Annotated in this window: 20 protein-coding genes; 7 read left to right on the forward strand and 13 right to left on the reverse strand. The window is 66.5% G+C overall.

The features are described 5' to 3' along the window. Both QX135_RS32175 and QX135_RS32180 read left to right on the forward strand, forming a co-directional pair. Window positions 1-1,323: an MFS transporter gene (locus QX135_RS32175; protein WP_316234483.1), complete on the forward strand. Its 1,323-nt coding sequence runs from the start codon at window positions 1-3 to the stop codon at window positions 1,321-1,323. 9 nt (window positions 1,324-1,332) lie between these two features. After that, window positions 1,333-2,184, forward strand: a complete 852-nt coding sequence (locus tag QX135_RS32180) for a fumarylacetoacetate hydrolase family protein (protein WP_316234484.1) — start codon at window positions 1,333-1,335, stop codon at window positions 2,182-2,184. A 123-nt stretch (window positions 2,185-2,307) separates the two neighbouring features. Here QX135_RS32180 and QX135_RS32185 read toward each other — a convergent pair whose 3' ends face one another. Both QX135_RS32185 and QX135_RS32190 read right to left on the reverse strand, forming a co-directional pair. Further along, window positions 2,308-3,888 carry a DHA2 family efflux MFS transporter permease subunit gene (locus QX135_RS32185; protein ID WP_316234485.1) on the reverse strand — a complete coding sequence of 527 codons (1,581 nt, stop codon included), beginning with the start codon at window positions 3,886-3,888 and terminating at the stop codon, window positions 2,308-2,310. Between the two features lie 13 nt (window positions 3,889-3,901). Next, a complete protein-coding gene (locus QX135_RS32190; RefSeq protein ID WP_315782664.1) occupies window positions 3,902-5,167 on the reverse strand; it encodes an HlyD family secretion protein in 1,266 nt (421 codons plus the stop codon). 314 nt (window positions 5,168-5,481) lie between these two features. Between QX135_RS32190 and QX135_RS32195 the strand changes: the two genes are divergently transcribed. Then, on the forward strand, window positions 5,482-8,799 hold the full coding sequence (locus QX135_RS32195) for a CHAT domain-containing protein (RefSeq protein ID WP_316234486.1): 3,318 nt from the start codon (window positions 5,482-5,484) through the stop codon (window positions 8,797-8,799). An 8-nt stretch (window positions 8,800-8,807) separates the two neighbouring features. Here QX135_RS32195 and QX135_RS32200 read toward each other — a convergent pair whose 3' ends face one another. Genes QX135_RS32200 through QX135_RS32235 form a run of 8 tightly spaced genes read right to left on the reverse strand, consistent with a single transcriptional unit; the run spans window position 8,808 to window position 15,992 of the window. Then, complete coding sequence (locus QX135_RS32200; RefSeq protein ID WP_315738863.1) at window positions 8,808-9,500, reverse strand: YoaK family protein; 693 nt, start codon at window positions 9,498-9,500, stop codon at window positions 8,808-8,810. A gap of 21 nt (window positions 9,501-9,521) precedes the next feature. Then, complete coding sequence (locus QX135_RS32205) at window positions 9,522-10,925, reverse strand: alginate export family protein (RefSeq protein ID WP_315777148.1); 1,404 nt, start codon at window positions 10,923-10,925, stop codon at window positions 9,522-9,524. A 30-nt stretch (window positions 10,926-10,955) separates the two neighbouring features. Next, window positions 10,956-11,846, reverse strand: a complete 891-nt coding sequence (locus QX135_RS32210; RefSeq protein WP_315738865.1) for a glyoxalase — start codon at window positions 11,844-11,846, stop codon at window positions 10,956-10,958. A gap of 26 nt (window positions 11,847-11,872) precedes the next feature. Beyond that, window positions 11,873-12,298 carry a DoxX family protein gene (locus tag QX135_RS32215; protein ID WP_315738866.1) on the reverse strand — a complete coding sequence of 142 codons (426 nt, stop codon included), beginning with the start codon at window positions 12,296-12,298 and terminating at the stop codon, window positions 11,873-11,875. 1 nt (window position 12,299) lies between these two features. Continuing rightward, complete coding sequence (locus QX135_RS32220; protein WP_316182663.1) at window positions 12,300-14,177, reverse strand: amidohydrolase; 1,878 nt, start codon at window positions 14,175-14,177, stop codon at window positions 12,300-12,302. Continuing rightward, window positions 14,174-14,461: a XapX domain-containing protein gene (locus tag QX135_RS32225; protein ID WP_315758377.1), complete on the reverse strand. Its 288-nt coding sequence runs from the start codon at window positions 14,459-14,461 to the stop codon at window positions 14,174-14,176. Before QX135_RS32225 ends, QX135_RS32220 begins: the two co-directional genes overlap by 4 nt. Before the next feature lie 14 nt (window positions 14,462-14,475). Beyond that, on the reverse strand, window positions 14,476-15,120 hold the full coding sequence (locus QX135_RS32230; RefSeq protein ID WP_315712755.1) for a hydrolase: 645 nt from the start codon (window positions 15,118-15,120) through the stop codon (window positions 14,476-14,478). Between the two features lie 47 nt (window positions 15,121-15,167). Continuing rightward, complete coding sequence (locus tag QX135_RS32235) at window positions 15,168-15,992, reverse strand: alpha/beta hydrolase (protein ID WP_315782674.1); 825 nt, start codon at window positions 15,990-15,992, stop codon at window positions 15,168-15,170. Between the two features lie 139 nt (window positions 15,993-16,131). Between QX135_RS32235 and QX135_RS32240 the strand changes: the two genes are divergently transcribed. After that, window positions 16,132-17,205 (forward strand): AraC family transcriptional regulator, encoded by a 1,074-nt coding sequence (locus QX135_RS32240; RefSeq protein WP_316182666.1) that lies wholly within the window; start codon window positions 16,132-16,134, stop codon window positions 17,203-17,205. 6 nt (window positions 17,206-17,211) lie between these two features. Here QX135_RS32240 and thiD read toward each other — a convergent pair whose 3' ends face one another. Next, on the reverse strand, window positions 17,212-18,012 hold the full coding sequence (gene thiD, locus QX135_RS32245; protein WP_316182670.1) for a bifunctional hydroxymethylpyrimidine kinase/phosphomethylpyrimidine kinase: 801 nt from the start codon (window positions 18,010-18,012) through the stop codon (window positions 17,212-17,214). 121 nt (window positions 18,013-18,133) lie between these two features. Here thiD and QX135_RS32250 point away from each other — a divergent pair, with 121 nt between their 5' ends. Beyond that, window positions 18,134-18,379 carry an Lrp/AsnC ligand binding domain-containing protein gene (locus QX135_RS32250; RefSeq protein ID WP_172112765.1) on the forward strand — a complete coding sequence of 82 codons (246 nt, stop codon included), beginning with the start codon at window positions 18,134-18,136 and terminating at the stop codon, window positions 18,377-18,379. Between the two features lie 373 nt (window positions 18,380-18,752). Then, window positions 18,753-19,817, forward strand: a complete 1,065-nt coding sequence (locus tag QX135_RS32255; protein ID WP_316182683.1) for a helix-turn-helix domain-containing protein — start codon at window positions 18,753-18,755, stop codon at window positions 19,815-19,817. Here QX135_RS32255 and QX135_RS32260 read toward each other — a convergent pair. Next, complete coding sequence (locus QX135_RS32260) at window positions 19,771-22,293, reverse strand: EAL domain-containing protein (RefSeq protein WP_316182672.1); 2,523 nt, start codon at window positions 22,291-22,293, stop codon at window positions 19,771-19,773. The two genes, QX135_RS32255 and QX135_RS32260, sit on opposite strands and share 47 nt — an antisense overlap. Window positions 22,294-22,530: 237 nt before the next feature. Between QX135_RS32260 and QX135_RS32265 the strand changes: the two genes are divergently transcribed. Beyond that, window positions 22,531-23,691, forward strand: a complete 1,161-nt coding sequence (locus QX135_RS32265; protein WP_315738874.1) for an ABC transporter substrate-binding protein — start codon at window positions 22,531-22,533, stop codon at window positions 23,689-23,691. A gap of 26 nt (window positions 23,692-23,717) precedes the next feature. Here the strand turns inward: QX135_RS32265 and QX135_RS32270 are convergent, their stop codons facing one another. Further along, window positions 23,718-24,638 (reverse strand): cytochrome c, encoded by a 921-nt coding sequence (locus QX135_RS32270; protein ID WP_316182675.1) that lies wholly within the window; start codon window positions 24,636-24,638, stop codon window positions 23,718-23,720. Window positions 24,639-24,775 lie beyond the last annotated feature (137 nt).

The following is a 24,775-nucleotide window of genomic DNA, read 5'->3' on the forward strand; positions in this document are numbered from 1 at the left end:
ATGACGACATCATCCGACACCGCCAGACCCAGTGTGGGAGGACGCGCGATCGCCGTCCTCGTCATGCTGTTCCTGTTCCAGACGCTGAACTTCTTCGACAAGCTGGTGTTCGGCCTCTCGGCCGTGCCGATGATGAAGGAGCTGGGTCTGAGCCCGAAGGAGTTCGGCCTGATCGGCAGCAGCTTCTTCCTGCTGTTCTCGCTGTCGGGCATGGCGGTCGGCATGTTCGTCGTCGGCCGCTTCCCGGTGAAATGGCTGCTCCTGATCATGGCCGGCGTCTGGTCGGCGACGCAGATCCCGATCTTCTTCTCCGGCTCGATCGCCGTGCTGGTGATCTGCCGCATCATCCTCGGCGCCGGCGAAGGGCCGGGACTGCCGACCGCGCTGCACGCCTGCTACAACTGGTTTCCCACCGACCGGCGCAGCGTGCCGAGCGCCGTGGTGCTGCAGGGCATCAGCGTCGGTCTCTTGGCCGGCGGTCCGATCCTGACCTATGTCATCGTGAGCTATGGCTGGCGTACCGGCTTCCTGTTCTGCGGCCTGCTCGGGCTGGCCTGGATGCTCGGCTGGTTCTTGGTCGGCGGCGAAGGACCCTACTCCGCCCTTGCGCCGGAGGCTTCGGCGGCGAAGGACAAGGCGTTGCCGGCGCGCGTGCTGTGGGCCGATCCGACCGTGATCGGCGTCATCATCATGTCGACCGCGTCGTACTGGATCGTCGGCATGTCCGCGACCTGGCTGCCCCCTTTTCTGCAGCTCGGGCTCGGCTACAAGCAGGTCGATGTCGGCTGGATCATCTCAGGGATCTACCTGTTCCAGTCGCCGCTGCTGCTCGGCGGCTCCTGGCTGACGCAAGTTCTGCAGCGCAAGGGCTTCAGCCTGCGTGCCTGCCTCGGCCACGCCTCCGGTCTCGCGCTGCTCGCCGCCGGCTGCGCGCTGCTGTTGAGCATCGTCACGACGGGTCCGCTGCAGCTCGCCTGTATCGCGATCGCCTTCGCCGCACCGAGCCTCACCACGATCTTCGGCCCCGTCGCGCTTGGCGCCGTGGCACCGGCGATCCAGCGCGGCCGACTCATCGTCGTGATCTACTCCGGCAACGCGGCATCCGCACTGGTATCGAATGCGCTCACCGGCTGGATCGTCGGCGAGGCCGGAAACAACGCGCCGCTCGGTTACGCCCACGCCATGACATTCACCGCCGGCGTGCTGATCGTTGGCGCCATCTCGGCCTTCGCGCTGATCTTCCCGGAGCGCACCATCGCGCGCTTCGCGAAATCGGCGCAAGAACCGGCTTCTCCCTCCGCCGTAGCGGCGGTTTCGACCTGAGGACATCGGATGAGATTTGCAAGCTTCACCATCGACAATGCGTCAACCTGGGGACTGGTCGAGGGCACTGAGATCGCCGATCTCGGTGCTATCCTGCGCGACCGCTTCCCCGACCTGAAATCGGCGATCGCAGCGGACGCGCTGAAGGAGGCGGCCGCAGCGGCCTCGGGCGCGAGGCGGTATCCGCTCTCCGCCATCAGCTTCCTGCCGGTGATCCCGAACCCGGACAAGATCCTCTGCATCGGCCTGAACTACGAGACGCACCGCAAGGAGACCGGCCGCTCCGAGGTCGAGAACCCCACGGTGTTCGGCCGCTTCGCCAACAGCCAGACCGGGCATCTCACCGACATCATCCGCCCGCGCGTCTCGACCGATCTCGATTTCGAGGGCGAGCTCGCCATCGTCATCGGCAAGCCCGGCCGCTACATCCCGCGCAGCGAGGCTTGGCAGCACATCGCCGGCTATGCCTGCTACAATGAGGGCAGCGTCCGCGACTTCCAGCGCCACACCCACCAGTTCACGCCGGGAAAGAATTTTCCCGCGACCGGCGCGTTCGGCCCGTGGCTGGTCACATCCGACGAGATCGACGATCTCGGCCCGCTCAGGCTGCAGACCCGGCTCAACGGCGAGGTCGTTCAGGACGCCACGATCAGCCAGATGATCTTCGATATCCCGCGCCAGATCGAATACTGCTCGTCGTTCACCCGGCTCGAGCCCGGCGACGTCATCGCCACGGGCACCCCTGGCGGCGTCGGCTCCCGCCGCACGCCGCCATTGTGGATGAAGCCCGGCGACATCGTCGAGGTCGAAATCGACAAGATCGGACTGTTGCGGAACGGCATCGCCGACGAGGCGGTGTGAGCGCCCCTGATGTTCTTGACCGTCATTCCGGGGCAGCCCGCCAGGGCTGAACCCGGAATCTCGAGATTCCGGGTTCGATGCTTGCGCATCGCCCCGGAATGACAGCCGAACAACAGTGCCTACTCAATGCGCCATCGCCGGCCCGCCGCCGAGCTTGACCTTGCGGAGCGTCAGCGCCAGCGGAATCGCCGACAGCGAGATCAGCATCAGCGCCCAGTAGACGTCGACATAGGCGAGCAGCGACGACTGCATCTGCATGGTCTGACCGATCCATGCGAGCGCCTGCTGCTGAGCCTGCACGAGCGAGCTGCCGTGGGCGGTGAAGTAGTTGGTCATCTGGTGCAGCGTGTCCTGATAGGCCGGATTGGACGGAATCGCATTCTCGACCAGCCGGCTCTGGTGGAACTGCGCACGGTGCGCCAGGATGTTGGCCGCCAGCGACACGCCGATCGAGCCGCCCGTGTTGCGCGCGGCGTTGATCAGCGCCGAGGCCTGATCGGTCTTCTCAGGCGGGATGCCGTTGTAGGACGCGGTCGTGATCGACAGGAAGATCAGCGGCAGGCCAATTCCGATCAGCATGCGGGATTCGGCGAAGAACCAGAAATCCACATTGGCGTAGACCCGGGTGAGGTCGTACATCGCGAACGCCACGACGGCCGCGCCCGTCATGATCATGTATTTCGGCTGCACCTTGCCCGAGAGGCGTCCGACGACGAACATCATCGCCATCGTGACGAGGCCGCCCGGCGACAGCACGAGGCCGGCCCAGGTGGCGGTGTAGCCGAAATCCTGCTGCACCATCTGCGGCAGCATCTGCGTGGTGCCGAGCAGGATCGCGCCGGTCGCCAGCATCACCAGGAAGCTGGCGCCGAACTGGCGCGACGCCAGCATGCGGACGTCCACGGTCGGATTCTTCCGGTTCATCTCCCACGGGATCATGGCGATGAAGGCCGCGACGCAGACCGCGGCGGTGACCATGATGAAGCGCGAGTCGAACCAGTCGTCCTCCAGGCCGCGATCGAGCATCAGTTCGAGCGCGCCGAGGAAGGTCGCGACGAGAAGGAATCCGACGACATCGAAGCCGTGCGCCTGCTTGCGACGCTCCGCCGTGACTGAGGCCGGCTCCTTCAGGATCAGTCCGATCAGGATCATTGCCGCAACACCGACAGGGCCGTTGATCAGGAAGCACCAGTGCCACGACGCGTTGTCGGAGAGATAGCCGCCGAGCGTCGGGCCGACCACCGGCGCCACGACCACGGCGACGCCGAACAGCGCGAAGGCCTGGCCGCGCTTTTCCGGGGGAAAGGAGTCGGCCAGGATCGATTGCGCCACCGGCACCATGCCGCCGCCGCCGAGGCCCTGCATGATCCGGAACAGCAGCAGCACCTGCAGATTCCAGGCGAAGCCGCACAGCACCGAGCTCACGGTGAACAGGCCGAGGCAGAGCAGGAAGAAGGTCTTGCGGCCGAAACGCTTGGCGAGATAGCTCGACGCCGTCAGGATGATCGCGTTGGAGACGAGATAGGTCGTCACCACCCATGAGGATTCGTCCTGGCTGACGCCCATGCCGCCGGCGATATAGGGCAGCGCGACGTTGGCGATGGTGGTGTCGAGCACCTCCATGAAGGTCGCGAGCGCCACCAGCACCGCGATGATCCAGGGACTGCCGGCGCGCGGCGCGGAGAGAGCGGCGGCCTCGCTCATGGCATCAGCCTTCTCACAGCGCAGCCTTGAGCCGCTCATAGAGCGACGGCTTGGGATCGACGCGCACGGTCGGCACCACCGACATGCCCGGCCCGAGTGCGACGTCGGTCGGCGGATCGTCCATCTCGATCTTCACGGGCACACGCTGCACGATCTTGACATAGTTGCCGGTCGCATTCTGCGGCGGCAGCAACGAGAAGGCCGGGCCCGAGCCGGACTGCACGCTGGCGACATGGCCACGGATCTCCCGCTCGGGATAGGCATCGATTTCCAAAGTCACGGGCTCGCCGGGGCGCATCTGGTCGAGCTGGGTTTCCTTGAAATTGGCGCTGACCCAGACCTCATCGGGCACGAACATCGAAAGCGCCGTCCCTTGGGCCGCGAACTGACCATCGGCGGCGCTGAGATTGACGATGCGGCCGGACTGCGCCGCGGTCACGGTCGTGTACGACAGATTGAGCTGGGCCTGGTCGCGCTGGGCCTGCGCCTGAGCAAGATTGGCCTCGGCGCTCTCGCGCTGCGCCTTCAGCGACTCCAACTGGCGCTGCGCGACCGAGAGGTTGGCCTGCGCCGAGGTCAGCGCCGCCTTCTGCTGCTGGAGCTGCGATGTGTATTGCTGCTCGCTCTGCACCGTGCCGGAGCCGGTGCGGGCGAGGTCCTGATAGCGCTTGGCCTGCTGCTCGGCGAAGGTCAGCCCGGCCTGGGCCTGCTCGACCTGGGCCTGGCCCGCGGTGATCTGCGCCTGCTGCACCTCGATCTGCGCATCGATGTTGCGGATCGCCGCCTGCGCCGACTTCACCTGCGCATCGGCCTGCGCCAGCGCAGTCTTGTAGTCGCGATCGTCGATGCGCGCGATCACGTCGCCAGCCTTGACGTGCTGGTTGTCGGTGACCGGGACGGCGGTGATGTAGCCGGAGACCTTCGGCGCAATGGAGAACTGGCGGGCCGCGATGAAGGCGTCGTCGGTGGTCTCATAGTGACCGGCCGCATCGTAGTAGACGTAGCCGCCGGCGCCGACGGCGAGCAGCAGCACGAGACCCAGCGCTGCCCCAAGCGGATGCCGCCGGATCAGGCTCCTCCGGGACCCCTCCTGGCGCTGCCCGTGCTCCGTCGGCGACGGGCCGGGCTCCGCAGCCGGCGCCTTGGCCTCGATCTGCTCCGAAGTCTCGCCGGAGGCATCCCCGCGCCATTGCCGCACGGCACGATCGCGCGCCGAGACCGCCGGACCGTCGTTGGCCGCCGATGGGACCTCAGCCGATGACAGAGCTTGCTGTGTCATCACGTCTCCTTGAATAGAACGGAACCGTTTCGTTTCTAGAATTGGGGGTCATGCAGATGGGATGCAATGGCGGACCGCGATGCGGACAGCTAAACTTTTCGTCATTGGAGGCCGCCGGCGCGCGATCACCTGCGCCTTCACCGCGATCCGCCGTCAGCAGGATCAACTGCGTGACGCAGCCGGGGTTGCAGCCTCACGTCATCGCGTTGACTCGATCAACTCGGCTAAATACAACACACGCATAATAAGAAATTGTTAGGGCCGGCAACCAACCACCACGGCGGGTGCCGACATGGTCATATTGCGAGGCACGCATGCCCGTCCGTCAGGTACCAGGCTCAGACCTGCAATACGTGCTCATCGCCTTCGACGCGACGGGGCAGGAGCGGCGAGAGGCCGACGGTTCGCTCGCGAGCGAGATGGTGGTGAACCGCCTCCAGACGCTGGGCGGGGCGGTCACCGATATTCTTCTGCTGAGCCATGGCTGGATGGGCGACGTCCCTGCGGCGATCGAGCAGTATGATCGCTGGCTTGCCGCCATGGCGGCGCTCGAAGCGGATCGGCTCGCCGCCGCGCGGCAGCGTCCCGGCTTTGCCCCCGTCATCATCGGACTGCACTGGCCGAGCCTGCCGTTCGGAGACGAGACGCTGCCATCGGGCGGCGGCGGGTTGCTGTCCGCCGACACGTCGGCGGCATCGCTCGAGGCGGAGGTGGAACGCTATGCGGCCCGCATTGCCGACACCCCGGCGGCACGCGCCGACATCCGCTCGATCCTCGAGCAGGCGCGCATTGCGCCGGCGGCGGCCACGTTGCCGGACTCGATGCGCGATGCCTATCTCAGGCTGTTCGCCGCGGCCGGCCTTGCGATGGGCGATGCGAGCGGACGCCCCGGCGCCGAGCAGGACCGGTTCGATCCATCCGTGATCGTGAGCGAGGCGCGGAGCGCGCCGGCCGACGCAACCGCCGGGACGCTGGGCCTCGGCGATGATCTGCGCGACGCGCTGCTGGCGCCGCTCCGCATCCTGTCGTTCTGGAAGATGAAGGATCGCGCGCGCCAGTTCGGCGAGGCCGGCGCCCATGATGTCCTCGTCAGACTGCAGCAGGCGGCGCCCACGGCCCGGATTCACCTGATGGGCCACAGCTTCGGCTGCATCGTCGTGTCGGCAGCCGTCGCCGGCACGCCCGACGGCCGCGCGCTGCCGCGCCCGGTCGAGACGATGTTCCTGGTTCAAGGTGCGCTGTCGCTGTGGTGCTATGCCGAGAGCATTCCGCAGGCCGCGCCGACGCAGGGCTATTTCCGGCGCACACTGCTCAAGGGGCTCGTGCGCGGCGCCTTCGTGACCACCCGCTCGAGCTACGACCGGGCCAACGGATGGTTCTACCCGCTCGGAGCGCGGCTCAAGCAGCAATATCTGCTCGATACCGACTATCCGCTGTACGGCGCCATCGGCAGCTTCGGCGTCCGCGGCACCCAGCCCCTGGCGATCGTCGACATGCCGATCCAGGATGTCGGCTTCAGCTACAATTTCGGCAGCGGCCGGGTCTACAACATCGAGGCGAGCCGCATCATCAGGAACGGCGGCGGCGCGGCCGGCGCTCACAGCGACATCGCCCACCCCGAAGTGGCGCACGCTTTCTGGGCTGCGATCCTGGCTGCGCCGATGGCCGTGCGGCCGCAACCCGGCCCGGGCGGCGGGCTGCTCGGCAGCGACATCCGCCACTTCGATCAGCAGCTCTGGCGGCAGCGGACGTTCGAGCGGACTTCGGAGCATGTGCAGAAGCAGGATCAGCAGCAGATCGAGCCGGCCCAGCGGCAGCAACGCGAGCAGCAGCAGCGGGAGCAAGGTCAGCATCAGCAGCAGCAACGGCAGCAGGAAGACCAGCAGCAGCAGGTTCAGCTGCAATATCCGCAATGGGGGCCGGAGCCGCCGATCGCGCAGCCACCCCCGTTCGAGAACCGCAAAGCCTATCCGCCCGGCGAGCAGCGCTGGATCAACGCCGGCTTCGAGGATCTCGATGCGCCGTTGAAGCCGGGCCAGTGGTACACCTTCGCTTTCGACGTCGACATCCAGCAGAGCGGCGTCTCGTCGGTGCCGCTGGCCGACGAGCAACTGTTCCCGGAAGGGACGTCCGATGTCACCTTGACCATCCAGCTCGACAGCGACGATTTCGAGCTGTCGGACAAGAGCCGCCCGCTGCGGCTGCCGCGCACAGGCAAGTCGCGCAACAAGGCGCGGTTCGACCTGTCGCCGAAGAAATTCGGCCCGTCGGCGCTGCGGGCGACGGTCCACAAGGACGGCAATTTCGTCCAGCAGATGGACCTCGTCATCGATGTCGGCGCAGCGCCCTCGCCCCGCGTCGAGGGCGCGCATGGCCGGCCCTATTCCTCCGCCAGCGTACTCAATCCGCGCGACGTCGGCCTGTCGATCATGCCGATCGCGGGCGGTTACGACTGTCTCGTCTGGAAGCCCGTCACGGTGCGCGCCCGGCTGCCGTTGCTGCCGGACTACCTCGCCAAGTCGATCGAGATCGCGCGTCAGGAGCTCATGAAGGTCGTGACCTATCAGAACGCGGCCGGCACCTTCGTCTTCCAGAGCGGGATCGACATCGCCGATGCCGACCGCGACGCCGCGCTCAAGATCATGGCGCGCGCGGGAGCGGCGCTGTTCACGAAGCTGTTCTTCGGCCCCGCCGCCGCGCAGGATTCCAAGGACATCGGCGAATTCCTGCGCAAGCTGACGAGCGACCGCTCCAGGCGGCTGAAGCTGCAGATCGTGGCGGAGGCGACCACGGTGCCGTGGGGCCTGCTCTATGTCGGCGATGCCTCGGCCGGCGCCAAGCTCGACTGGGACAATTTCATCGGCATGCGCCACGTGATCGAGCAGATCCCGATGCAGAACACGCCGCGCGTCTCCGACTGCCTGATCCCCAGCGACAAGCCCGAACTCAGCATCAGCGTCAACGTCAACGACAACATCGACCGGCAGATGGGCGCCGACCTCGTCGCCCAGCAGCAGCGCTTCTGGGTCGCGGAGAAGGCGGCACGCCGCAACGTCCACGTGGTCTCGCGCACGACCAGCAAGGAGCTGGTCAAGGCGCTGGCCGACGAGACCACCAACGACCAGATCCTCTACCTCTATTGTCACGCCCGGGCGACCGGCCTCGACGATCCCGGCGGTCCCGACGGCTCCAGCCTGGTGCTGACCGATGCCGGCATCACGCTGGGCGAGCTCAGCTTGGACGCCCCGACCAGCAAGCTGCTTCCCGGCAATCCCCTCGTCTTCATCAACGCCTGCGAGTCGGCCGAATTGTCGCCGGCGTTCTACGACGGCTTCGTGCCGTATTTCATGGCCAAGGGCGCGCGCGGCGTGGTTGGGACGGAATGCAAGACGCCGGCGATCTTCGCCACGGCCTGGGCGAAGCGCTTCTTCGAGAGCTTTCTCGACGGCGTATCGCTGGGTGAGACGTTCCTCAGCCTGCGCCGGGAATTTCTCCGCGAGCACGGCAACCCGCTCGGACTGCTCTACGCGGTCCATTGCGACGGCGACACCCAGGTCGCGCCATCACTGCCGCGGTTGCCGCCAACGGCCCCCGCGCCGAACGTGCAGCCAGCGCTCGGCACCGGCACCTGACAGCGTCCTCAGCGCGCCGGCTCCGGCCCGGCGAGACGCACGACGAGAGCCAGCGCGGCAACGACCGGTGGCACGACGAAGCACCAGCTGCCCAGGCGCACGAACAGCAGCGCGGCGCCGCCGCAGCCGAGCGCAAAGGCGAGCACGTTGATGGCCATCTGCATGAGCCGCGCGGGCGGCGGCGCCTGGCCCTTGTCACCGACATAGATCCTGTCGGCGAGATCGATCATCACCTGCGTCGTGGTGCCGGTCATCAGGGTCGAGGGCGGCGCGGTCGGCAGATGGATCCGGTGCACGGCGTTCTGGATCGCCATCGCCGCGACCAGCACCATGCCGGTGATGATCGCCTCGCGGCTGTCGCCATCATGGAACGCGCCGAAATGCACCGCGAGCGCGGCGCCGAGGATCAGCAGCACGAGCTTGACCGCGATAAGGATCTCGAAGGCGCGCGCCCCCCGCCGCGACAGCAAGGTGCCGGTCAGGCGTGTCGCGATCACGACCACGCAGAACACCGGAAGCGCCAGCAGCTTGGCGACCGCGCCCGAGGTCCCGAGCGCCAGCGCCGCGCCGAGCGTCACGAAGTTGCCGGTGACGTGCGCCGTGAACAGGCCCTGCAGCGCCAGGAAGCCGGCCGTGTCGACATAGCCGGCATTGACGCTGAGCAGCAGCGGCACAACGTTGCGGGACACGAATTGCGACATGTGTGGTCCTACCTTCGTTGTTTAGAGCGCGTATTTCAGCTCGATGCCGATGTAATCGCTATCGTGGCCGCCGGCGCGGCGCAGCGCATCACCGATCTTGTAGTGCACGGCTTCCAGCGCGCCGGTGAGATTGGCGCTGAAGCGATAGTCGGCGCGCAGCTGCGCGTAGACGCCGGACCATGCGCTGCCCCGCCCGGCCGTGCCGACCACTGCGACATTGGGCTGGACGTAGATCGCGTCCGCCGTCGTCGCGCGCCATTGCAGGCCGATGGCCGCCATGAACGACAGATCGGTCGCGGGTTTCACCGTCAGCGACGGCTTGAGGTGGACCAGGTTGGTGTAGCCGGTGAAGCCCGCGAGCGTGAAGTAATAGCCGTTCGGGAACAGCGGATTGAAGGTCTCGATCCTGCTGTCGCCGGGATGGCGGTCGCCGGAGGCGCCGTCGAGCTGAAGGCCGATGCGCGGCTGCCAAGCCAAATCGGCGAAGGTGTAGCCGGCGCGCGCCCCGGCGCCCCAGGCGCGGATCTGCTTCGTCCCGACCGAGCCCGCCTGCCCCATCGCCTCGAGATCCCAGTCGAAGCCCGCCAGCTTGCCGGCGAAGCGGATGTCGAGCACGTGGCGCTGCTCGGCACCCGCTGCGTCGAGGAAGCGCGCATTGTCACGCTGATAGTAGGAATAATACGACGACAGCTCGTTGGTGCCGAGCACCTGGCGCTCGATTCGGAAGGTGTGGAACAGGAACGATCCGTTCGACGTATCGTCGAACGGGCGCACCAGATTGTATTGCACCGGCTGGCTGACGAACCCGATGAAGCGCCATGGGCCGCTTTCCCAGTCGGCCCACAGCGCGTCGAAGGACTGGCGCACGTTCGGCCCGTCGCGCGACGAGACGAAGCGCTGCAGGTCGAAGTCGAAATCCTGGCGCCCGACCCGGGCCTTGAAGGTGCCCTTCTCCGTCGCATTGACATAGGCGAGGAAGGCGAGCCGGAGGTCGAGCGGGTCCTGGTCGACGGACGTGATCTTGGCCTTGCCGAAGGCACGGTCGTCCTCCAGCTGGACGAACAGCTGCCAGTGCTCGTTGAGATGTGCGTCGGCATGGATCTGCAGCCGTTGCAGGACATGCTGATCGGGTTTCGTTCCACCGATGCCGAAGCTCGCGGCATCCAGGCTCTCGAACCGCTCGCGCAGGTTCATGCCGAACGAGACGTAGCTCTGCGGATGATCCTGCTGCAGCGGGATGTACTTGATCGGATCTGATGGCGCCGTGCGCAGCGCGGGATCGGCGAGCACCGACCAGTCCTCCTGCCAGCGGTTGGTACGGATCGCCGGACGTGAGGCGTTGTCCTCGGCGAGAGCTGACGTGGCCGCACATAGCGCGCCGAGCAGCGCGCTCGCGACCACCGTCTTTCTCAGGACCCGCGCCATCCGTCACCTCTCGGGAATCGCAGCAATACCCTACTTCGACGGCGCATGAATCTCCGCGACATAGCCGCCGGGAAACTGCACCACCGCCTGTTCGCGCTTATCCGAGGTGAAGGGTTCGACCAGCACGGTCGCGCCTGTTGCTTTCGCCTTGTCGAGGGTCGCCTTGAGATCGGCGACCTCGTAGCCGGTCATCTCGCGCCCGAACGGATATGGCAGATGGCCGTCGGTCACGAGCACGGTCATCCGCCCGAACACCGACTCGATGCGGAGGCGCCGATAGTGATCGTTGGGACGACCGATCTCGACCCCAGGCGCCTTGGGGTCCTCAGAGACGACCTTGCCCTTGGAGAAGCGCAGGAAGGCGCGCGTGAAGGCCTCGACGCGATCGGGCGAAACATAGACGCGGTTGTCGGGAACGGTCTGGAACGCCGCGTAGGACGGCTTCGTCGTGTGCCAATACAATTGCATGTTGACGCCGCCCGGCCACTGGATCACCGCATCACGGCCGATCGGATCGGGAAACGGCGCAACCACCACGTCGGCGCCGGCGGTCCTGGCCGCCTTGATCGCCGCGTCCAGATCGGTGACGAGATAACCGGTGCGCTCGGCGCCGAATGGGTACGGGATTGGTGTCTTGAAGCCGAACAGCGAGACGGTCCCGACCGGCGTCTGCAGCAGCTGCGAGGTCGTGCTGCTCGGAGCAGGCGTCACCGTCGCAACCACCTGCTTGGTGCTCAGGCCGCCGAAGGTGGCGAGGAAAGAGGTAGCGAACTTCTCGACGTCGTCGGGCGCGACGTAGACATGCGTGGTGTCGTATTGCGCGCCCACGCCGATCAGCGGCGCCGCGTCCTTGGCGAGAGCGGGCGCGGCGAGCAGCGTGGTGGCAATGACGGCACCGAGCAGATGACGGGAACGGACCATGACGACCTCGAATGAGCAGATGTGGATCAAGCGCGGCGCGCGCGCCAGGAGATGATCGAGACGAGCACGAGGCCGGCGATCAGGCCGAGATGCTCGAAGAAGGCGTTCAGCGCCATGAAGCGCTCATGGCCGGCCATGTGCCAGAAATCATTGGCGGTGAGCATCGCAACGAGCGTGAGCACACCGAGCGCGCCGGAGCCGAGCCAGACGAACCTGTTCGCGATGACGAGCACCGAGCCGATCAGCTCGACGGCGATCGCGGCCGACGCCCACAGCGCCGCCGGCTGCAGGCCGAAATGCGCCTGCTCAGCGATGGCGCTTGGGAAGTCCATGAACTTCTGGACGCCGCCGATCAGATAGGCTGAAACCAGCGCGACCCGCGCCGCGGGCCACAGCCAGCGCCAGTCGAGCACCGCGGCGATCGGCCGCGGCGTGTCGGACATCCCCGCCATCTCAGACCGCCCAGCAGGCGCAGCCGAGCGCGCCCCAGAAGCTCTTGAGATCGGAGACCGGCAGGCTGGAGGACCATGCCCGCGCGTGGTCGTGGCCATGCATGCCGCACGCGCTGGTGCAGCCGCACATCTGCATCGCCTGGGCGCGGACGGTGCCATCGTCGCCCTTTTCCAGCCAGGCGCCATAGCCGCCGAAGCGGCGCACCGGCGACCATTCGGGCATCGCCGGCGGCGGAGCGGCGTCATCCAGCGGCTTGAACGCGGCGGCTGCGTAGACGATGCGGCCACCGACCATGGTGAGGTCGCTGGTGATGTCGGCGATCTCGGCCTCCGCACAGGAGAAGAAGTCGCGATCCGGCACGATCAAATCGGCGAACTGCCCGACCGCAATGCGGCCCTTCCTGCCTTCTTCGTTGGAGAACCAGGTGACGTTCTCGGTCCACATCCGAAGCGCCGTCTCGCGATCGAGGCAGTTGCGCTGCGGATACAGTCGCAGGCCGCCGACGGTGCGGCCGGTCACCAGCCAGGACAGCGAGACCCACGGATTGTAGGAGGCGACGCGCGTCGCATCGGTGCCGGCGGAGACCTTGACGCCCTTGTCGAGCATCGTCTTCACCGGTGGCGTCGCCTCCGCCGCGCCAAAGCCGTAGCGCTCGACGAAATACTCGCCCTGATAGGCCATGCGGTGCTGCACGGCGATGCCACCGCCGAGCGCGGCGATACGGTCGATCGACTGGTCCGAGATGGTCTCGGCATGATCGAAGAACCAGTGCAGCCCGTCGAGCGGGATGTCCTGATTCACCTTCTCGAACACGTCGAGCGCGCGCGAGATGGTCTCGTCATAGGTCGCGTGCAGCCGCCATGGCCACTTGTTCTGGACCAGGATGCGCACGACCTCCTCGAGCTCGCCTTCCATCTCGGCCGGCATGTCCGGCCGCGGTACGCGAAAATCCTCGAAATCCGCGGCAGAGAACACCAGCATCTCGCCGGCGCCGTTGTGGCGGAAATAGTCGTTGCCCTGCTTGTAGGACGAGCTCTGCGTCCAACGCAGGAAGTCGTCCTTCTCGCCCTTCGGCTTCTGCGTGAACAGATTGTAGGCGAGCCGGATCGTGAGCTGGTCGTCATCGGCGAGCTTCTGGATCACGGCATAGTCGTCCGGATAGTTCTGGAAGCCGCCGCCGGCATCGATGGCGCCGGTGACGCCGAGCCGATTCAGCTCGCGCATGAAATGGCGCGTGGAGTTGAGCTGATAGTCGAACGGCAGCTTCGGGCCCTTTGCGAGCGTCGCATAGAGGATCGCGGCGTTCGGCTTCGCGAGCAGCAATCCGGTCGGCTTGCCCTGGGCATCGCGCGCGATCTCGCCGCCGGGCGGCTCTGGCGTGTCCTTGTCGTAGCCGACGGCGCGTAGCGCGGCGCCGTTGAGAATGGCGCGATCATACAGATGCAGCAGGAACACCGGCGTGTCCGGCGCGACCGCGTTGAGCTCATCGATGGTCGGCAGCCGCTTCTCGGCGAACTGGTGCTCGGTGAAGCCACCGACCACGCGCACCCATTGCGGCGGCGGCGTGATCGCGACCTGCGCCTTCAGCATCGCCATTGCGTTAGCGAGCGACCGCACGCCGTCCCAGCGCAGCTCCATGTTGAAGTTGAGACCGCCGCGGATGATGTGCAGGTGATTGTCGATCAGGCCCGGCAGCGCGCGCCGGCCCTTCAGGTCGATGATCTTCGTCGCCGGGCCAGCGAGCTTCATGACGTCCTGCTCACGGCCGACCGCGGTGAACACGCCGTCCTTGATCGCGACAGCACTCGCCTGCGGGTTGGAGCGATCCAGCGTCGTGAACAGGCCGCGATGCAGGATGAGGTCGGGATGATCGGTCATGAGGTCTTCTCGTCTCGCGCCGAAGCGATGGTTGTGTCTGCCCGGCCGTGATGGCCGGGCAGCATGCCGAAGATGTGCGTGGCGCAGGCCGCCTTCTGCCACGCGGCAGCAAGCGTGGTGCCGTTCAGGAGCTGCTTGCCCACGGGGATCACCTGCTCTCCGACGAGAATTCCGAGCAGGCCGACCAGCGCCACCAGCGGCGGCGCCGGCGAGCGGACCTGAAGCAGGCTGTAGATCACGCCGACCAACAGACCCGCCCCGAGCGAGAACAGATAGATCTTCATCGCTCGTCCCAGGGCTACTTTGCGCCGCCTTCCGAGGCGTGCTCGCCGAGCGCCCACTTCGAGAAGCGGATCTGGATGCCGTAGGGCGAATGCGCCTTGAGGATCTCCATCATGCCGTCATAGGTCTCGGCACGCGCCCAGTCCTGCTGCAGCTCGAAGGCGAACTGGCACGAGGTGATCGGCACCGCGCCGGCCTGCACCGCGCGATCCATCGCCCGGTTGTGCGCTTCGAGAGACAGGTCGCCGCAGGCATCGGCCGGGATGTAGATCTCATAGCCTTCGCGCAGCATGTCGAGCGTCGGGAACAGCACACAGGCCTCGGTCCAGAGTCCCGCGATGATGAACTTCTTGCGGCCGGTCGCGGCGACCTGCTTGCGGAAGCCGGCGTCGAGCCAGGAGTTCATCGCCGTGCGGTCGACGATGTCGTGCTCCGGAAACAGCTCGGTCACCTCCGGCATGAAGGGACCGGAGAACGAGTCCTTGGCGACCGTGGTGAGCACGGTCGGGATCTTGAACAGCTTGGCCGCCTTGGCGACGATCTGGATGTTGTTGAAGACGCCGAGGCGATCATGAGACTGCACGCCCTGATACATCGCGGGCTGATAGTCGATCAGCGCGACCGCGCAGTTCTGCGGGGTCAGCATTTCGAGCTTCGACATGAGAATCTCCGTGACAGATTTGTGATGCGGGAGGACGCGCGAGGGCGTCAGCCCTTGATGAAGGCCAAGAGGTCAGCGTTGATGGTCGCGGCCTCCGTGGTCGGCATGCCGTGCGGAAAGCCCTTGTAGGTCTTCAGAGTGCCGTTCTTCAGGAGCTTGGCCGACAGCGGCGCGGAATCCGCGTAAGGCACGATCTGGTCGTCCTCGCTGTGCATGACCAGCACGGGCAGCGTGATCTTCTTGAGATCCTCGGTGAAGTCGGTCTGCGAGAATGCGACGACGCCGTCGTAATGCGCCTTGGCGCTGCCCATCATGCCCTGGCGCCACCAGTTCTGGATCACGGCCTCGGACGGCTTGGCGCCGGGCTTGTTGTAGCCGTAGAACGGCCCAGCGGCGACGTCGCGATAGAACTCCGCGCGGCGCGTGGCGACCTGGGTCTGGAAGTCGTCGAACACGGACTTCGGCAGTCCGCCCGGATTGGCCGCGGTCCGGACCATCAGAGGCGGCACGGCGGCGATGATCGCCGCCTTGGCCGCGCGGCTTTCGCCATGACGCGCCAGATAATGCACGACCTCGCCACCACCGGTCGAATGGCCGACATGGATCGCGTTCTTCAGGTCGAGATGCGCCGTGAGCGCCGCGAGATCGTCGGCATAATGGTCCATGTCGTGGCCGTCAGCGACCTGGGCCGAGCGGCCATGGCCGCGGCGGTCATGGGCGACGACGCGAAAGCCGTGATTGAGGAAAAACAGCATCTGCGCATCCCAATCATCCGCTGACAGCGGCCAACCATGGCTGAACACGATCGGCTGGCCGGAGCCCCAATCCTTGTAGTAAATCTCTGTACCGTCATTGGTTTTCAGAACGGGCATGATTTTCTCCTGCGCGCCAGCCATGCGGTCGCACAACGAATTTCGTGTCGCGATCGCCAATGCCCGGTGCTATGCAATCTCATGTGCATCTGCACAATGACCCGAGGAGGCCAAAGCACTGGCTCCAGAAGGCCAAGGGATGGCTCAGCAGATTCGAACCACATCGTCGTCCTGGATGCGCGGCGTCGCGACGACACTGAACGAGCAAGGTCTGGATGCGGCCGCGCTGTTCGCCGAGGTCGGCCTGTCGATCGACGATCTCGACGATTGCGATCGCCGCTGGCCGACCGAGGCACTGAGCCGGTTGTGGGTGCTGGCGGCCGAGCGTTCGGGCAATCTGGACATCGGGCTGGCAAAGCTCGATGCGCCGCGACCTGACAATTATGGCGTCGCCGGCTACGCCATGATGTCGAGCCCCACGCTTCTCGCCGGGCTGACGCGACTGATCCGCTACATGTGCCTGGTGAGCGACGCGGTGACCATCACGCTCGAGCACGGCAATGGCGGCCGCTGGGTGCGGACCGACGTGTTCGGCGGTGAATGCCCGATTCCGCGGCAGCGCTATGACTACGGCGTCGTCAATCTGCTCAATCTATGCCGGTGGATGCTGGATCGTCGCTTGACGCCGCTCGCCACCCGCTTCTCGCACGCTGTGCCGCTGTCGATTGCGTGCTACAACAGGGCTTTCCAGTCCCCGCTCGAATTCGATGCGCCGTTCAACGGCTTTCTGGTGTCGGATCAGGATCTCGCCTGCAAGCTGACGACCTCGGCGCCCGAGCTTTCGGCAATCCACGATCGGATCGCCGACGAGGCGCTGGAGCGCCTGGTCAAGACCGACACCGCGCATCGCGCCCGCACCGCGATTGCCAAGCTGCTGCCCGACGGCAGCCCGTTGCGCTCGGCCATTGCCGCCGAGCTCGGCTTGAGCGATCGCACCTTCCAGCGCCGGCTCGCCGATGAAGGCCTCTCCTTCAGTGATCTCGTCGATGATGTCAGGCGCGAGCTCGCCCAGCGCCATCTCGCCGATTTCCGCATGACGCTCACCGACATCGGCTATCTGCTCGGCTATGCCGACCAGAGCACCTTCTTCCGCGCGTCCAATCGCTGGTTCGGCGAATCACCAGGCGAATATCGCGCCCGCGTGATGGGGGGACATCAGCAGGAGATCGCCGCCGCGCGGCTGATGCGCACGGCTCGAACCAGCATCGGATGATCTCAATCAGTAGAACCGGTACAGATGATGCACCGGGCCGTGGCCATGCCCGACGGTGAAGCGATCGGCCGCCGCGATGGCACCGGAGATGAAGGCCTTGGCATTGCGCACGGCCGTCTCGAGGCTCTCACCCTTCGCCAGCCCTGCGGCCACGGCCGACGACAGCGAACACCCCGTGCCGTGGGTGTTCTTCGTGTCGATGCGCGGCGACGCCAATGCGATGCAGCCATCCGCGGTGATCAGATAGTCGGTGCTGTCGGTGCCCTGCCCGTGGCCGCCCTTGATCAGCACCGCCGGACAGCCGAGCGCGAGCAGCCGGCGGCCTTGCGCCGCGATCGCTTCGTCCGAGGTCGCGACCGGCTCGTCCAGCAGCGCGGCCGCCTCGGGCAGGTTCGGCGTGATCAGCGACGCCCGCGGGATCAGCCCGCGGCGCAGCGCGTCGATCGCATCCTCCGGCAACAGCCGGGCGCCCGACGTCGCCACCATCACCGGATCGAGCACCACATGTGACGGCGTCCAGCGCGCAAGGCTTGCGGCAATGGCGTCGGCAATCGGCGCCTGCGCCACCATGCCGATCTTGACCGCGCCGACGGCGAGGTCGTCGAACACCGCATCGATCTGCGCGGTAACGAAATCGGGGGGCACCAGGTGCACCCCGGTCACGCCCTTGGTGTTCTGGGCGGTCAGCGCCGTCAGCACCGACGCGCCATAGACGCCGAGCGCCGCGAAGGTCTTGAGGTCGGCCTGGATACCGGCTCCCCCGGAGGAATCCGAACCGGCGATGGTGAGTGCGACGGGGGTGCTCATGCCCCTTCCTAGCGCGGGCCGGCCGCGCCCGGCAAGCAGGCCCGGCCACCGGAGAAAGCGTATCGACTTCGCCGGAAAACGCTATATTGAGGCGAAAGATGCCTTCCGGAGACAGCCCGCAATGGTTCCCTTCTTCGTCCAGATCAAGTGCAAGCTTGGCCAGTCCTACACGGTCGCCAATGCGCTGGCGGAAGCCGAGATCGCCTCCGAGATCTACTCGACGGCGGGAAATTATGACCTGCTGGTGAAGTTCTACGTCGACAATGCCACCGACATCGGCCACTTCGTGAACGAGAAGGTCCAGGTGCTGCCGGGCATTCAGGACACCCACACCATCATCACGTTCAAGGCCTTCGGCGCCACCTAGCGACGAGCTCGTCCAAGCCCGGGGACGGCCTGCCCGTCGGCCACCTGCCTCACGACAAAGGCGCCCGTCGTGACCGACGGGCGCCGAGGTCCTGAAAATGGGTCAAGCATGGTTTCGTCATGAAAGACGGTGGGCGGCCGGAGGGCCGTGTCCGCCAGTGCGTGTCAGCAGGCTGAAAAGCCGGACCTTTCGATCGCGAGGGGTCATGGGGGGACCGTCGAACGGCCCGGCTTTCCTTTCGGGCAACTTGGCGATAGGCGTCTATAACCGGTGCGCGGAGCATCGGGTCAAGGCGGGCGACCGATCCGATACGGTCGATCAAGAAGTTGAGACGAAAACTCAAGAATGACTGCGGCGCCGTGTGAAGAGTGAGATCAAAGCCGTTTCGTCCCTGCTGCCGAGCTATGGCTTTTCCGCCGAGCAGATGGACACAGAGACCAACATTGCCGCGTGGCGTGAGGCCACGTCGACGTTCTTCGAGGTCGACGAGCTCGCGGCCGGCGAGGCCGCTCCGTTCCGGGCGGACGTCCTGTCCTACGCGCTTGGCTCCGTCCTGCTCGGATCGGCCCGTGCGAGCGGCCAGCGGTTCCGGCGATCGGCCGAGACCGTTGCCCGCAGCGGCGTGGATCACATCATCCTGCAGCTCTACGTGAACGGCAGCTATGAGGGCGTCGCTGGCGCCTCGCCGATCCGGGTCGAGGCAGGCGACCTCTGCGTGCTCGATCTCGCCCAGACACTCGAAACGCGCGCGACCCCGTTCGAGAACGTCACGTTGGTGGTGCCGCGTCCGATGTTCGATGCGCGCCTGCTGCAGGTCGACGACCTGCACGGCCTGGTGCTGCCGCGCAGCGGCGCGCTGGCGCCGCTGTTGGCGCGGCATTTCGGCGCACTGCTCGACTATGCGCCGCGCATGAGTTTCGACGAGTGCCAGGCCGCGGTCGAGGGCACGATCGCACTGATCTCGGCGTGCCTGCGCGGCGAGCTCGAACGCCGCGATGCCGACCGCAGCGTGACCGCAGACGTGTCGCTGCTCCGCATCCGCAAATACATCGAATCGCAACTGTCGAGCCCAGAGCTCAGCGCAGACGCGGTGGCGCTGCATTTCGGTCTGTCGCGCGCTTCGCTCTACCGCCTGTTCTCGCCGATCGGCGGCATCGCCGACTACATCCGCCGCCGCCGACTGCACCGTGCGTTCTTCGATCTCGCGGGAACCGGATCGCGGGCGTTGCGCATCAGCGAGGTCGCGCGGCGCTGGCAGCTCGGGACCGATGCGCATTTCACGCGGCTGTTCAAGACCGCCTACGGCATCACGCCGAGCGCCGCGCGCGAGGCCGCCATGCTGGGCTCGCCACGCCTGTCGGTCGACGCGGACGCCGAAACCGCCTCGCCGCTCAGCCGTTGGATGCGAGGGATAGCAGCGCCCCGGACCGGGGAATGAGCGCGACGACGGCCGCCGAGTGCGGATCGTCGTCCTCGGTTGCGTCGCCCTCAGATGCGTCTTCGGCCGGCTGCGGCTCGTCGGCCTCGGACGCAGGGCGTGCGATCTCCAGATGCTGCTCGAGCTGCTCGACCGGCATCGGCCGGCCCAGCAGATAACCTTGCGCGAAGTTGACGCCGAGCGAGCGCAGTTGCACCAGCTGCTCTTCGGTCTCGACGCCTTCGGCGGTGATCTGGATGCCAAGCCCCCGCGCCAGCGTCACGACCGAGGAGATGACGGCGGCACTTTCGTTGCGCACGCTCAGATTGGCGACGAAGGACTTGTCGATCTTGATCTTGTTGAACGGGAACGCCGTCAGCGAGCGCAGCGACGAATAGCCGGTGCCGAAATCGTCGAGTGCCAGCGAGATGCCGAGGCCCTTCAGCCTGTCGATGAAGCTCTCGTTCTCGGCCGCGCGCTCCAGCAGCACCGACTCCGTGATCTCGATCTCGAGACGCTTCGGATCGAGGCCGGACCTCGCGAGCGCCGACTGGATGACGTCGAACAGTTCCGCCTGCTTGAACTGGACGGGCGACAGATTGACGGCGATCTTGACGTCGTCCGGCCATGCGGTGGCGTCGTCGCAGGCGCGCCCGATGATCCATTCGCCGAGCGGCACGATCAGGCCGGTCGACTCCGCAAGCGGGATGAACTTGTCCGGCGGCACCAGCCCCTTGACCGGATGACGCCAGCGCACCAGCGCCTCGACGCCGCGCCGCTCGCGCGTCTCGGCGTCGTAGAACGGCTGATAGTGCACCTCGAACTGGCACTGCGCGATGGCGTCGCGCAGATCGCCCTCGAGCGTGTTGCGCGCCTCGAGCTCGGCCGACATCGCATCGTCGTAGAGCGTGTAGCAGCTGCGGCCGGCGGATTTCGAGCGGTAGAGCGCGAGATCGGCCTTCTTGAGCAGGTGCTCCTGGTCGCGGCCGTGCTGGGGCGCGAGCGAGATGCCGATGCTGGTGCCGATCTCGACCCGTTGCCCGGCGAGCTGGAACGGCTCGGCGATCAGCTTGGTGATGCGCTGAGCAAGCTCGATCGCGGCGGCGCGCTGGTCGGCGGATCCGGCCTGGATCAGGGCGAACTCGTCGCCGCCGAGCCGGGCCAGCACGTCCTCGTCGCGCAGTTGCGATCTCAGCCGCTGCGCGACCTGCACCAGCAGCTCGTCGCCGGCGCCATGACCGAGTGAATCGTTGACGTTCTTGAAGCGGTCGAGGTCGAGCAGGAAAACGGTGAAGCGGCCGTTCTTCTCGTCGTTGATGCGCTCCATCTCCTCAAGGAAGAAGGCGCGGTTCGCGAGGCCCGTCAGCGCGTCGGTCTGCGCCAGCTCGAGCACGCGGCGATTGGCGAGCGCGAGCTGCAGGGCGTTGCGGCTCGACAGCGCGAGATACACGGCGAGGAAGATCGTCGTCGCCATGCCGGCCGCATACAGCGCCAGCGCGCGGTTGTGGCTCGCCATCAGGCTGCCGCCGGCGGGCGCCGCCTGGAACACCCAGTCGGCATCGCCGATGCGCAAGGTCGTCGACCAGATGCTGGGGTCCGCGGGCCAGCGCTGCGGGTCCACCCCGGAGGCGTTGATCACGCGTTCGGGCGGTAGAAGGTTGATCGCAAGCGCCGGACTGTTGGGATTGTTCGCGCGCACCGACTGCAGCAGCGTCGGCAGGTCGAACACGCCGATGATGAAGCCGCTGAGATTGCGCCGGCGGTCGGCGACCGTCGTGCGCGACGTTCCCTTGGCGTAGACGGGGATGCCGATCATGACGGCGTTGTTGCGCTCGTTCTGATTGATCAGGTTCTGACGCGTGCGCAACGCGCCGATGACGTCGTAGTCGCGCGACTGCTCCAGCACGGCGCGATGGTCGGGAATGCTCCAATAATCGAGGCCGTAGACCGGCGAGGTCTTCGCCTCGGTGGAGAAGTAGACCGGATAGTATTCGTCGCTCTCCGGCGCGACCGTGCCGTCGGGATACGACTTGATGCGAAAGGCGGGAACGCCATCGGTGATCGCCGCCGCCTCGTATTCGCCGCGCTCCTTGCGCTTGATCCGCGGCAGCCACGCCAGGCGGAGCATGCCGCGATGCGCCTCGAACAGGCGCGCGCTGAAGGTCTGGTACTCGCTGCGGGTGATGTCGTCGTTGGCGGATTCGAAGCGGGTGCGCAGCGCGGTCAGCCGGCTGACATATTCGTTGACGCCGTTCTGGACCAGGATCGCCTGGGCCTCGGCCACGCCTTCGAAATCGGTGCGCGCCAGCCGGTTTTCCCAGCGTCCCACGGCAACCGTCCCGACGACCGACAGCACGACGCCGACGCATGCCGCGATGATCGCAGGGCGATAAAGGCGGTATCGCGATAACGACGCGCGCAGCCTCTCCCGCCCGCTACCGCTGCGAGCATCATCCTTTTCCGGCAGCGTCGGTGCGCTGTACTCTTCAACCTGCAATATGGCCCCCGCCAAACGGCTGCCCCTCACCACGATGCGGCCGATGCTGGCCGCGGTAAGTTAAGGACGGTCAAAGATGATCCGTTGTGGAGTACCAGAAACCGGGGCTTGGTTAACGGCTGACTGTTGAGGGCCGCCCAAAACGCGATCAAGCGCGGGCCACGTCCTTAGCGAGGTCTTCATTCAACACGCCTAGACTGAGTTGTCATCCAGCGTACCCGTGCATCGAAGATCGCAATGAACTGGTTTTCAAGCCTTCGGATCTCCATCGTTCTCATCCTGATCGCCGGCGTGCTCCCGCCCGGGCCTGCGCGCGCCGACGAGCTCGGCGTCACCAACGACTCCATCATGTTCGGCCAGGTGGCGGCGCTGGAAGGCCCGTCGGCCGCGCTGGGCCAGGCGGCGCGCCAGGGACTGCTGGCGGCCTTCAACGAGCTCAACGCCAAGGGCGGCGTCTACGGACGCAGGCTCAAGCTGGCGAGCCGCAACGACGGCTACGATCCCGATCGTTCGGTGGTCGAGACCATCAAGCTGATCTACGAGGATAAGGTGTTCGCGCTGATCGGCGCCGTCGGCACGCCGACCGCGATGGCCACCGCTCCGATCGCGGCGTCGAACGACGTCCCCTTCATCGGGCCGATCTCGGGCGCCGAATTCCTGCGGGCGCCCGAATTCCAGAACATCGTGAACATCCGCGCGAGCTACGCGGCCGAGGCGGAAGCCTCGATCAAGTACCTCACCGAAGAGCTTCACCTGACCCGGATCGCGATCTTCTATCAGGATGACGCGTTCGGCCGCGACGTGCTGGCCGGCGTGAAGACACATCTCGATCGCCGCGGCCTCGAGCTCGCGGCCGAAGGCACGTTCGAGCGCAACACGCGCGCGGTCGGCGCGGCGCTCAAGGTCATCCGGCGCGCGGAGCCGGAAGCGGTGATCCTGGTCGGCACCTACGGCCCGTGCGCCGAGTTCATCAAGATGGCGCATCGCAGCGGCTTCAACCCGACCTTCACGGCGGTCTCCTTCGTCGGCGGCAACGCGCTCGCCAAGGAGCTCGGCCCGGAAGGCCGCGGCGTCATCGTCTCCGAGGTGGTGCCGTTTCCGTGGGACACCGACCTCCGCATCGTCGCCGACTATCAGGCCGCGATGAAGACGCTCGATCCGAGCCAGACGCCGGATTTCATCGGGCTCGAGGGCTACATCACCGGCCGCCTGGTGGCCCGCGCCCTGGCGATGACCGGGCCTAACCCGACCCGCGCCGAACTGCTGCGCATCATCAACGAGGTCGGCCAGTTCGACATCGGCGGCCTGGTGGTCAGCTTCGGCAACGCGCGCAAGGAGAATCCACCGCCGGTGTCGCTGACGGTGATCCAGAGCGACGGCAGCTTCAAGCCGATCTGATCCGCGTTGCGCGCCGGCCGAACTGATCAGCCCGCGGGCTTCTTCGGCTTCGGCGGGCCTTCGACCGGCGGCAGCGATTTCAGATAGACCGCCATCGCCTTGCGATCCTCGGGCGTGAGCTGCGAGGTGTTGCGGATCACCCGCGCCATCGAGCCGCCGGCGCTGTCGCCGTCGGGCAGTTGTCCGGTCTCGAGGAAATAGCTGATGTCGCTCTCGCTCCAGTCCGACAGGCCCTTCTGGGTGATGTTCGGCACGAAGCCCTGACCTTCCGGATCGGGCCCACCCGCCAGACGCTGCGCCGAGACGATGCCGCCGAGCGCATTGCGCGGACTGTGGCATTCGGCGCAATGGCCGAAGGTGTTGACCAGATAGGCGCCGCGATTCCACTCCGCCGGGCGCGAGGCGTTGGCGGCAAAGGGCTTGTCGTCGAAGAACAAGAGCTTCCAGACCCCGACGGTGCGGCGGATGTTGAACGGGAATGGCATGTCGTGCGCGCGCGAGGCCCCGGCGACCGGCGGCAGCGTCTTCATGTAGGCGAAGAGATCGCGGACGTCGTCGATCTTCGCGGCCGCGTAGGAGGCATAGGGAAACGCCGGGTAGTAGTGGCTGCCGCCCGGCGACACACCCCTCACCACCGCATTGACGAACTCGGCCTCGCTCCAGCGCCCAATGCCGTCGGTGGGATCGGGCGAGATGTTGGGCGCGTAGAACGTGCCGAACGGCGAGGTCAGCGGCAGCCCGCCGCCGAGCTTCAGTCGATCCGGCTGGTTCGGGACGGCATGGCATGACGCGCAGCCGCCAATGTTGAACATCTCCTGGCCATTGGCGAGATCAGGCGCCCGTGTCGCCGCCGCGAGCACCACGGTCGACGGGCTCGTCAGCCACCAGAATACCGCAAGGCCCGCGGCACCGAGCACACAGACAGCAAGCAGAAGGCGTCGCAACATGGTCGCTCCGTCACGGCGGGGAGGATGTCGTGGTTTTCGCCGCAAGCTCCAAGGCGTCGGCGGCGATCGATACGACAGGACGCTCGGGCGCACAAACAAACGGGGCGAACGCGCAGCACGCGTTCGCCCCTCGCATG

The sequence above is a fragment of the Bradyrhizobium sp. SZCCHNR1098 genome, assembly GCF_032489375.1.
Taxonomy (GTDB): domain Bacteria; phylum Pseudomonadota; class Alphaproteobacteria; order Rhizobiales; family Xanthobacteraceae; genus Bradyrhizobium.

Coding starts and splice junctions, on each gene's coding strand:
- QX135_RS32175 (WP_316234483.1), top strand. CDS start 1: ATGACGACATCATCCGACACCGCCAGACCCAGTGTGGGAGGACGCGCG.
- QX135_RS32180 (WP_316234484.1), top strand. CDS start 1,333: ATGAGATTTGCAAGCTTCACCATCGACAATGCGTCAACCTGGGGACTG.
- QX135_RS32185 (WP_316234485.1), bottom strand. CDS start 3,888: ATGAGCGAGGCCGCCGCTCTCTCCGCGCCGCGCGCCGGCAGTCCCTGG.
- QX135_RS32190 (WP_315782664.1), bottom strand. CDS start 5,167: ATGACACAGCAAGCTCTGTCATCGGCTGAGGTCCCATCGGCGGCCAAC.
- QX135_RS32195 (WP_316234486.1), top strand. CDS start 5,482: ATGCCCGTCCGTCAGGTACCAGGCTCAGACCTGCAATACGTGCTCATC.
- QX135_RS32200 (WP_315738863.1), bottom strand. CDS start 9,500: ATGTCGCAATTCGTGTCCCGCAACGTTGTGCCGCTGCTGCTCAGCGTC.
- QX135_RS32205 (WP_315777148.1), bottom strand. CDS start 10,925: ATGGCGCGGGTCCTGAGAAAGACGGTGGTCGCGAGCGCGCTGCTCGGC.
- QX135_RS32210 (WP_315738865.1), bottom strand. CDS start 11,846: ATGGTCCGTTCCCGTCATCTGCTCGGTGCCGTCATTGCCACCACGCTG.
- QX135_RS32215 (WP_315738866.1), bottom strand. CDS start 12,298: ATGGCGGGGATGTCCGACACGCCGCGGCCGATCGCCGCGGTGCTCGAC.
- QX135_RS32220 (WP_316182663.1), bottom strand. CDS start 14,177: ATGACCGATCATCCCGACCTCATCCTGCATCGCGGCCTGTTCACGACG.
- QX135_RS32225 (WP_315758377.1), bottom strand. CDS start 14,461: ATGAAGATCTATCTGTTCTCGCTCGGGGCGGGTCTGTTGGTCGGCGTG.
- QX135_RS32230 (WP_315712755.1), bottom strand. CDS start 15,120: ATGTCGAAGCTCGAAATGCTGACCCCGCAGAACTGCGCGGTCGCGCTG.
- QX135_RS32235 (WP_315782674.1), bottom strand. CDS start 15,992: ATGCCCGTTCTGAAAACCAATGACGGTACAGAGATTTACTACAAGGAT.
- QX135_RS32240 (WP_316182666.1), top strand. CDS start 16,132: ATGGCTCAGCAGATTCGAACCACATCGTCGTCCTGGATGCGCGGCGTC.
- thiD (WP_316182670.1), bottom strand. CDS start 18,012: ATGAGCACCCCCGTCGCACTCACCATCGCCGGTTCGGATTCCTCCGGG.
- QX135_RS32250 (WP_172112765.1), top strand. CDS start 18,134: ATGGTTCCCTTCTTCGTCCAGATCAAGTGCAAGCTTGGCCAGTCCTAC.
- QX135_RS32265 (WP_315738874.1), top strand. CDS start 22,531: ATGAACTGGTTTTCAAGCCTTCGGATCTCCATCGTTCTCATCCTGATC.
- QX135_RS32270 (WP_316182675.1), bottom strand. CDS start 24,638: ATGTTGCGACGCCTTCTGCTTGCTGTCTGTGTGCTCGGTGCCGCGGGC.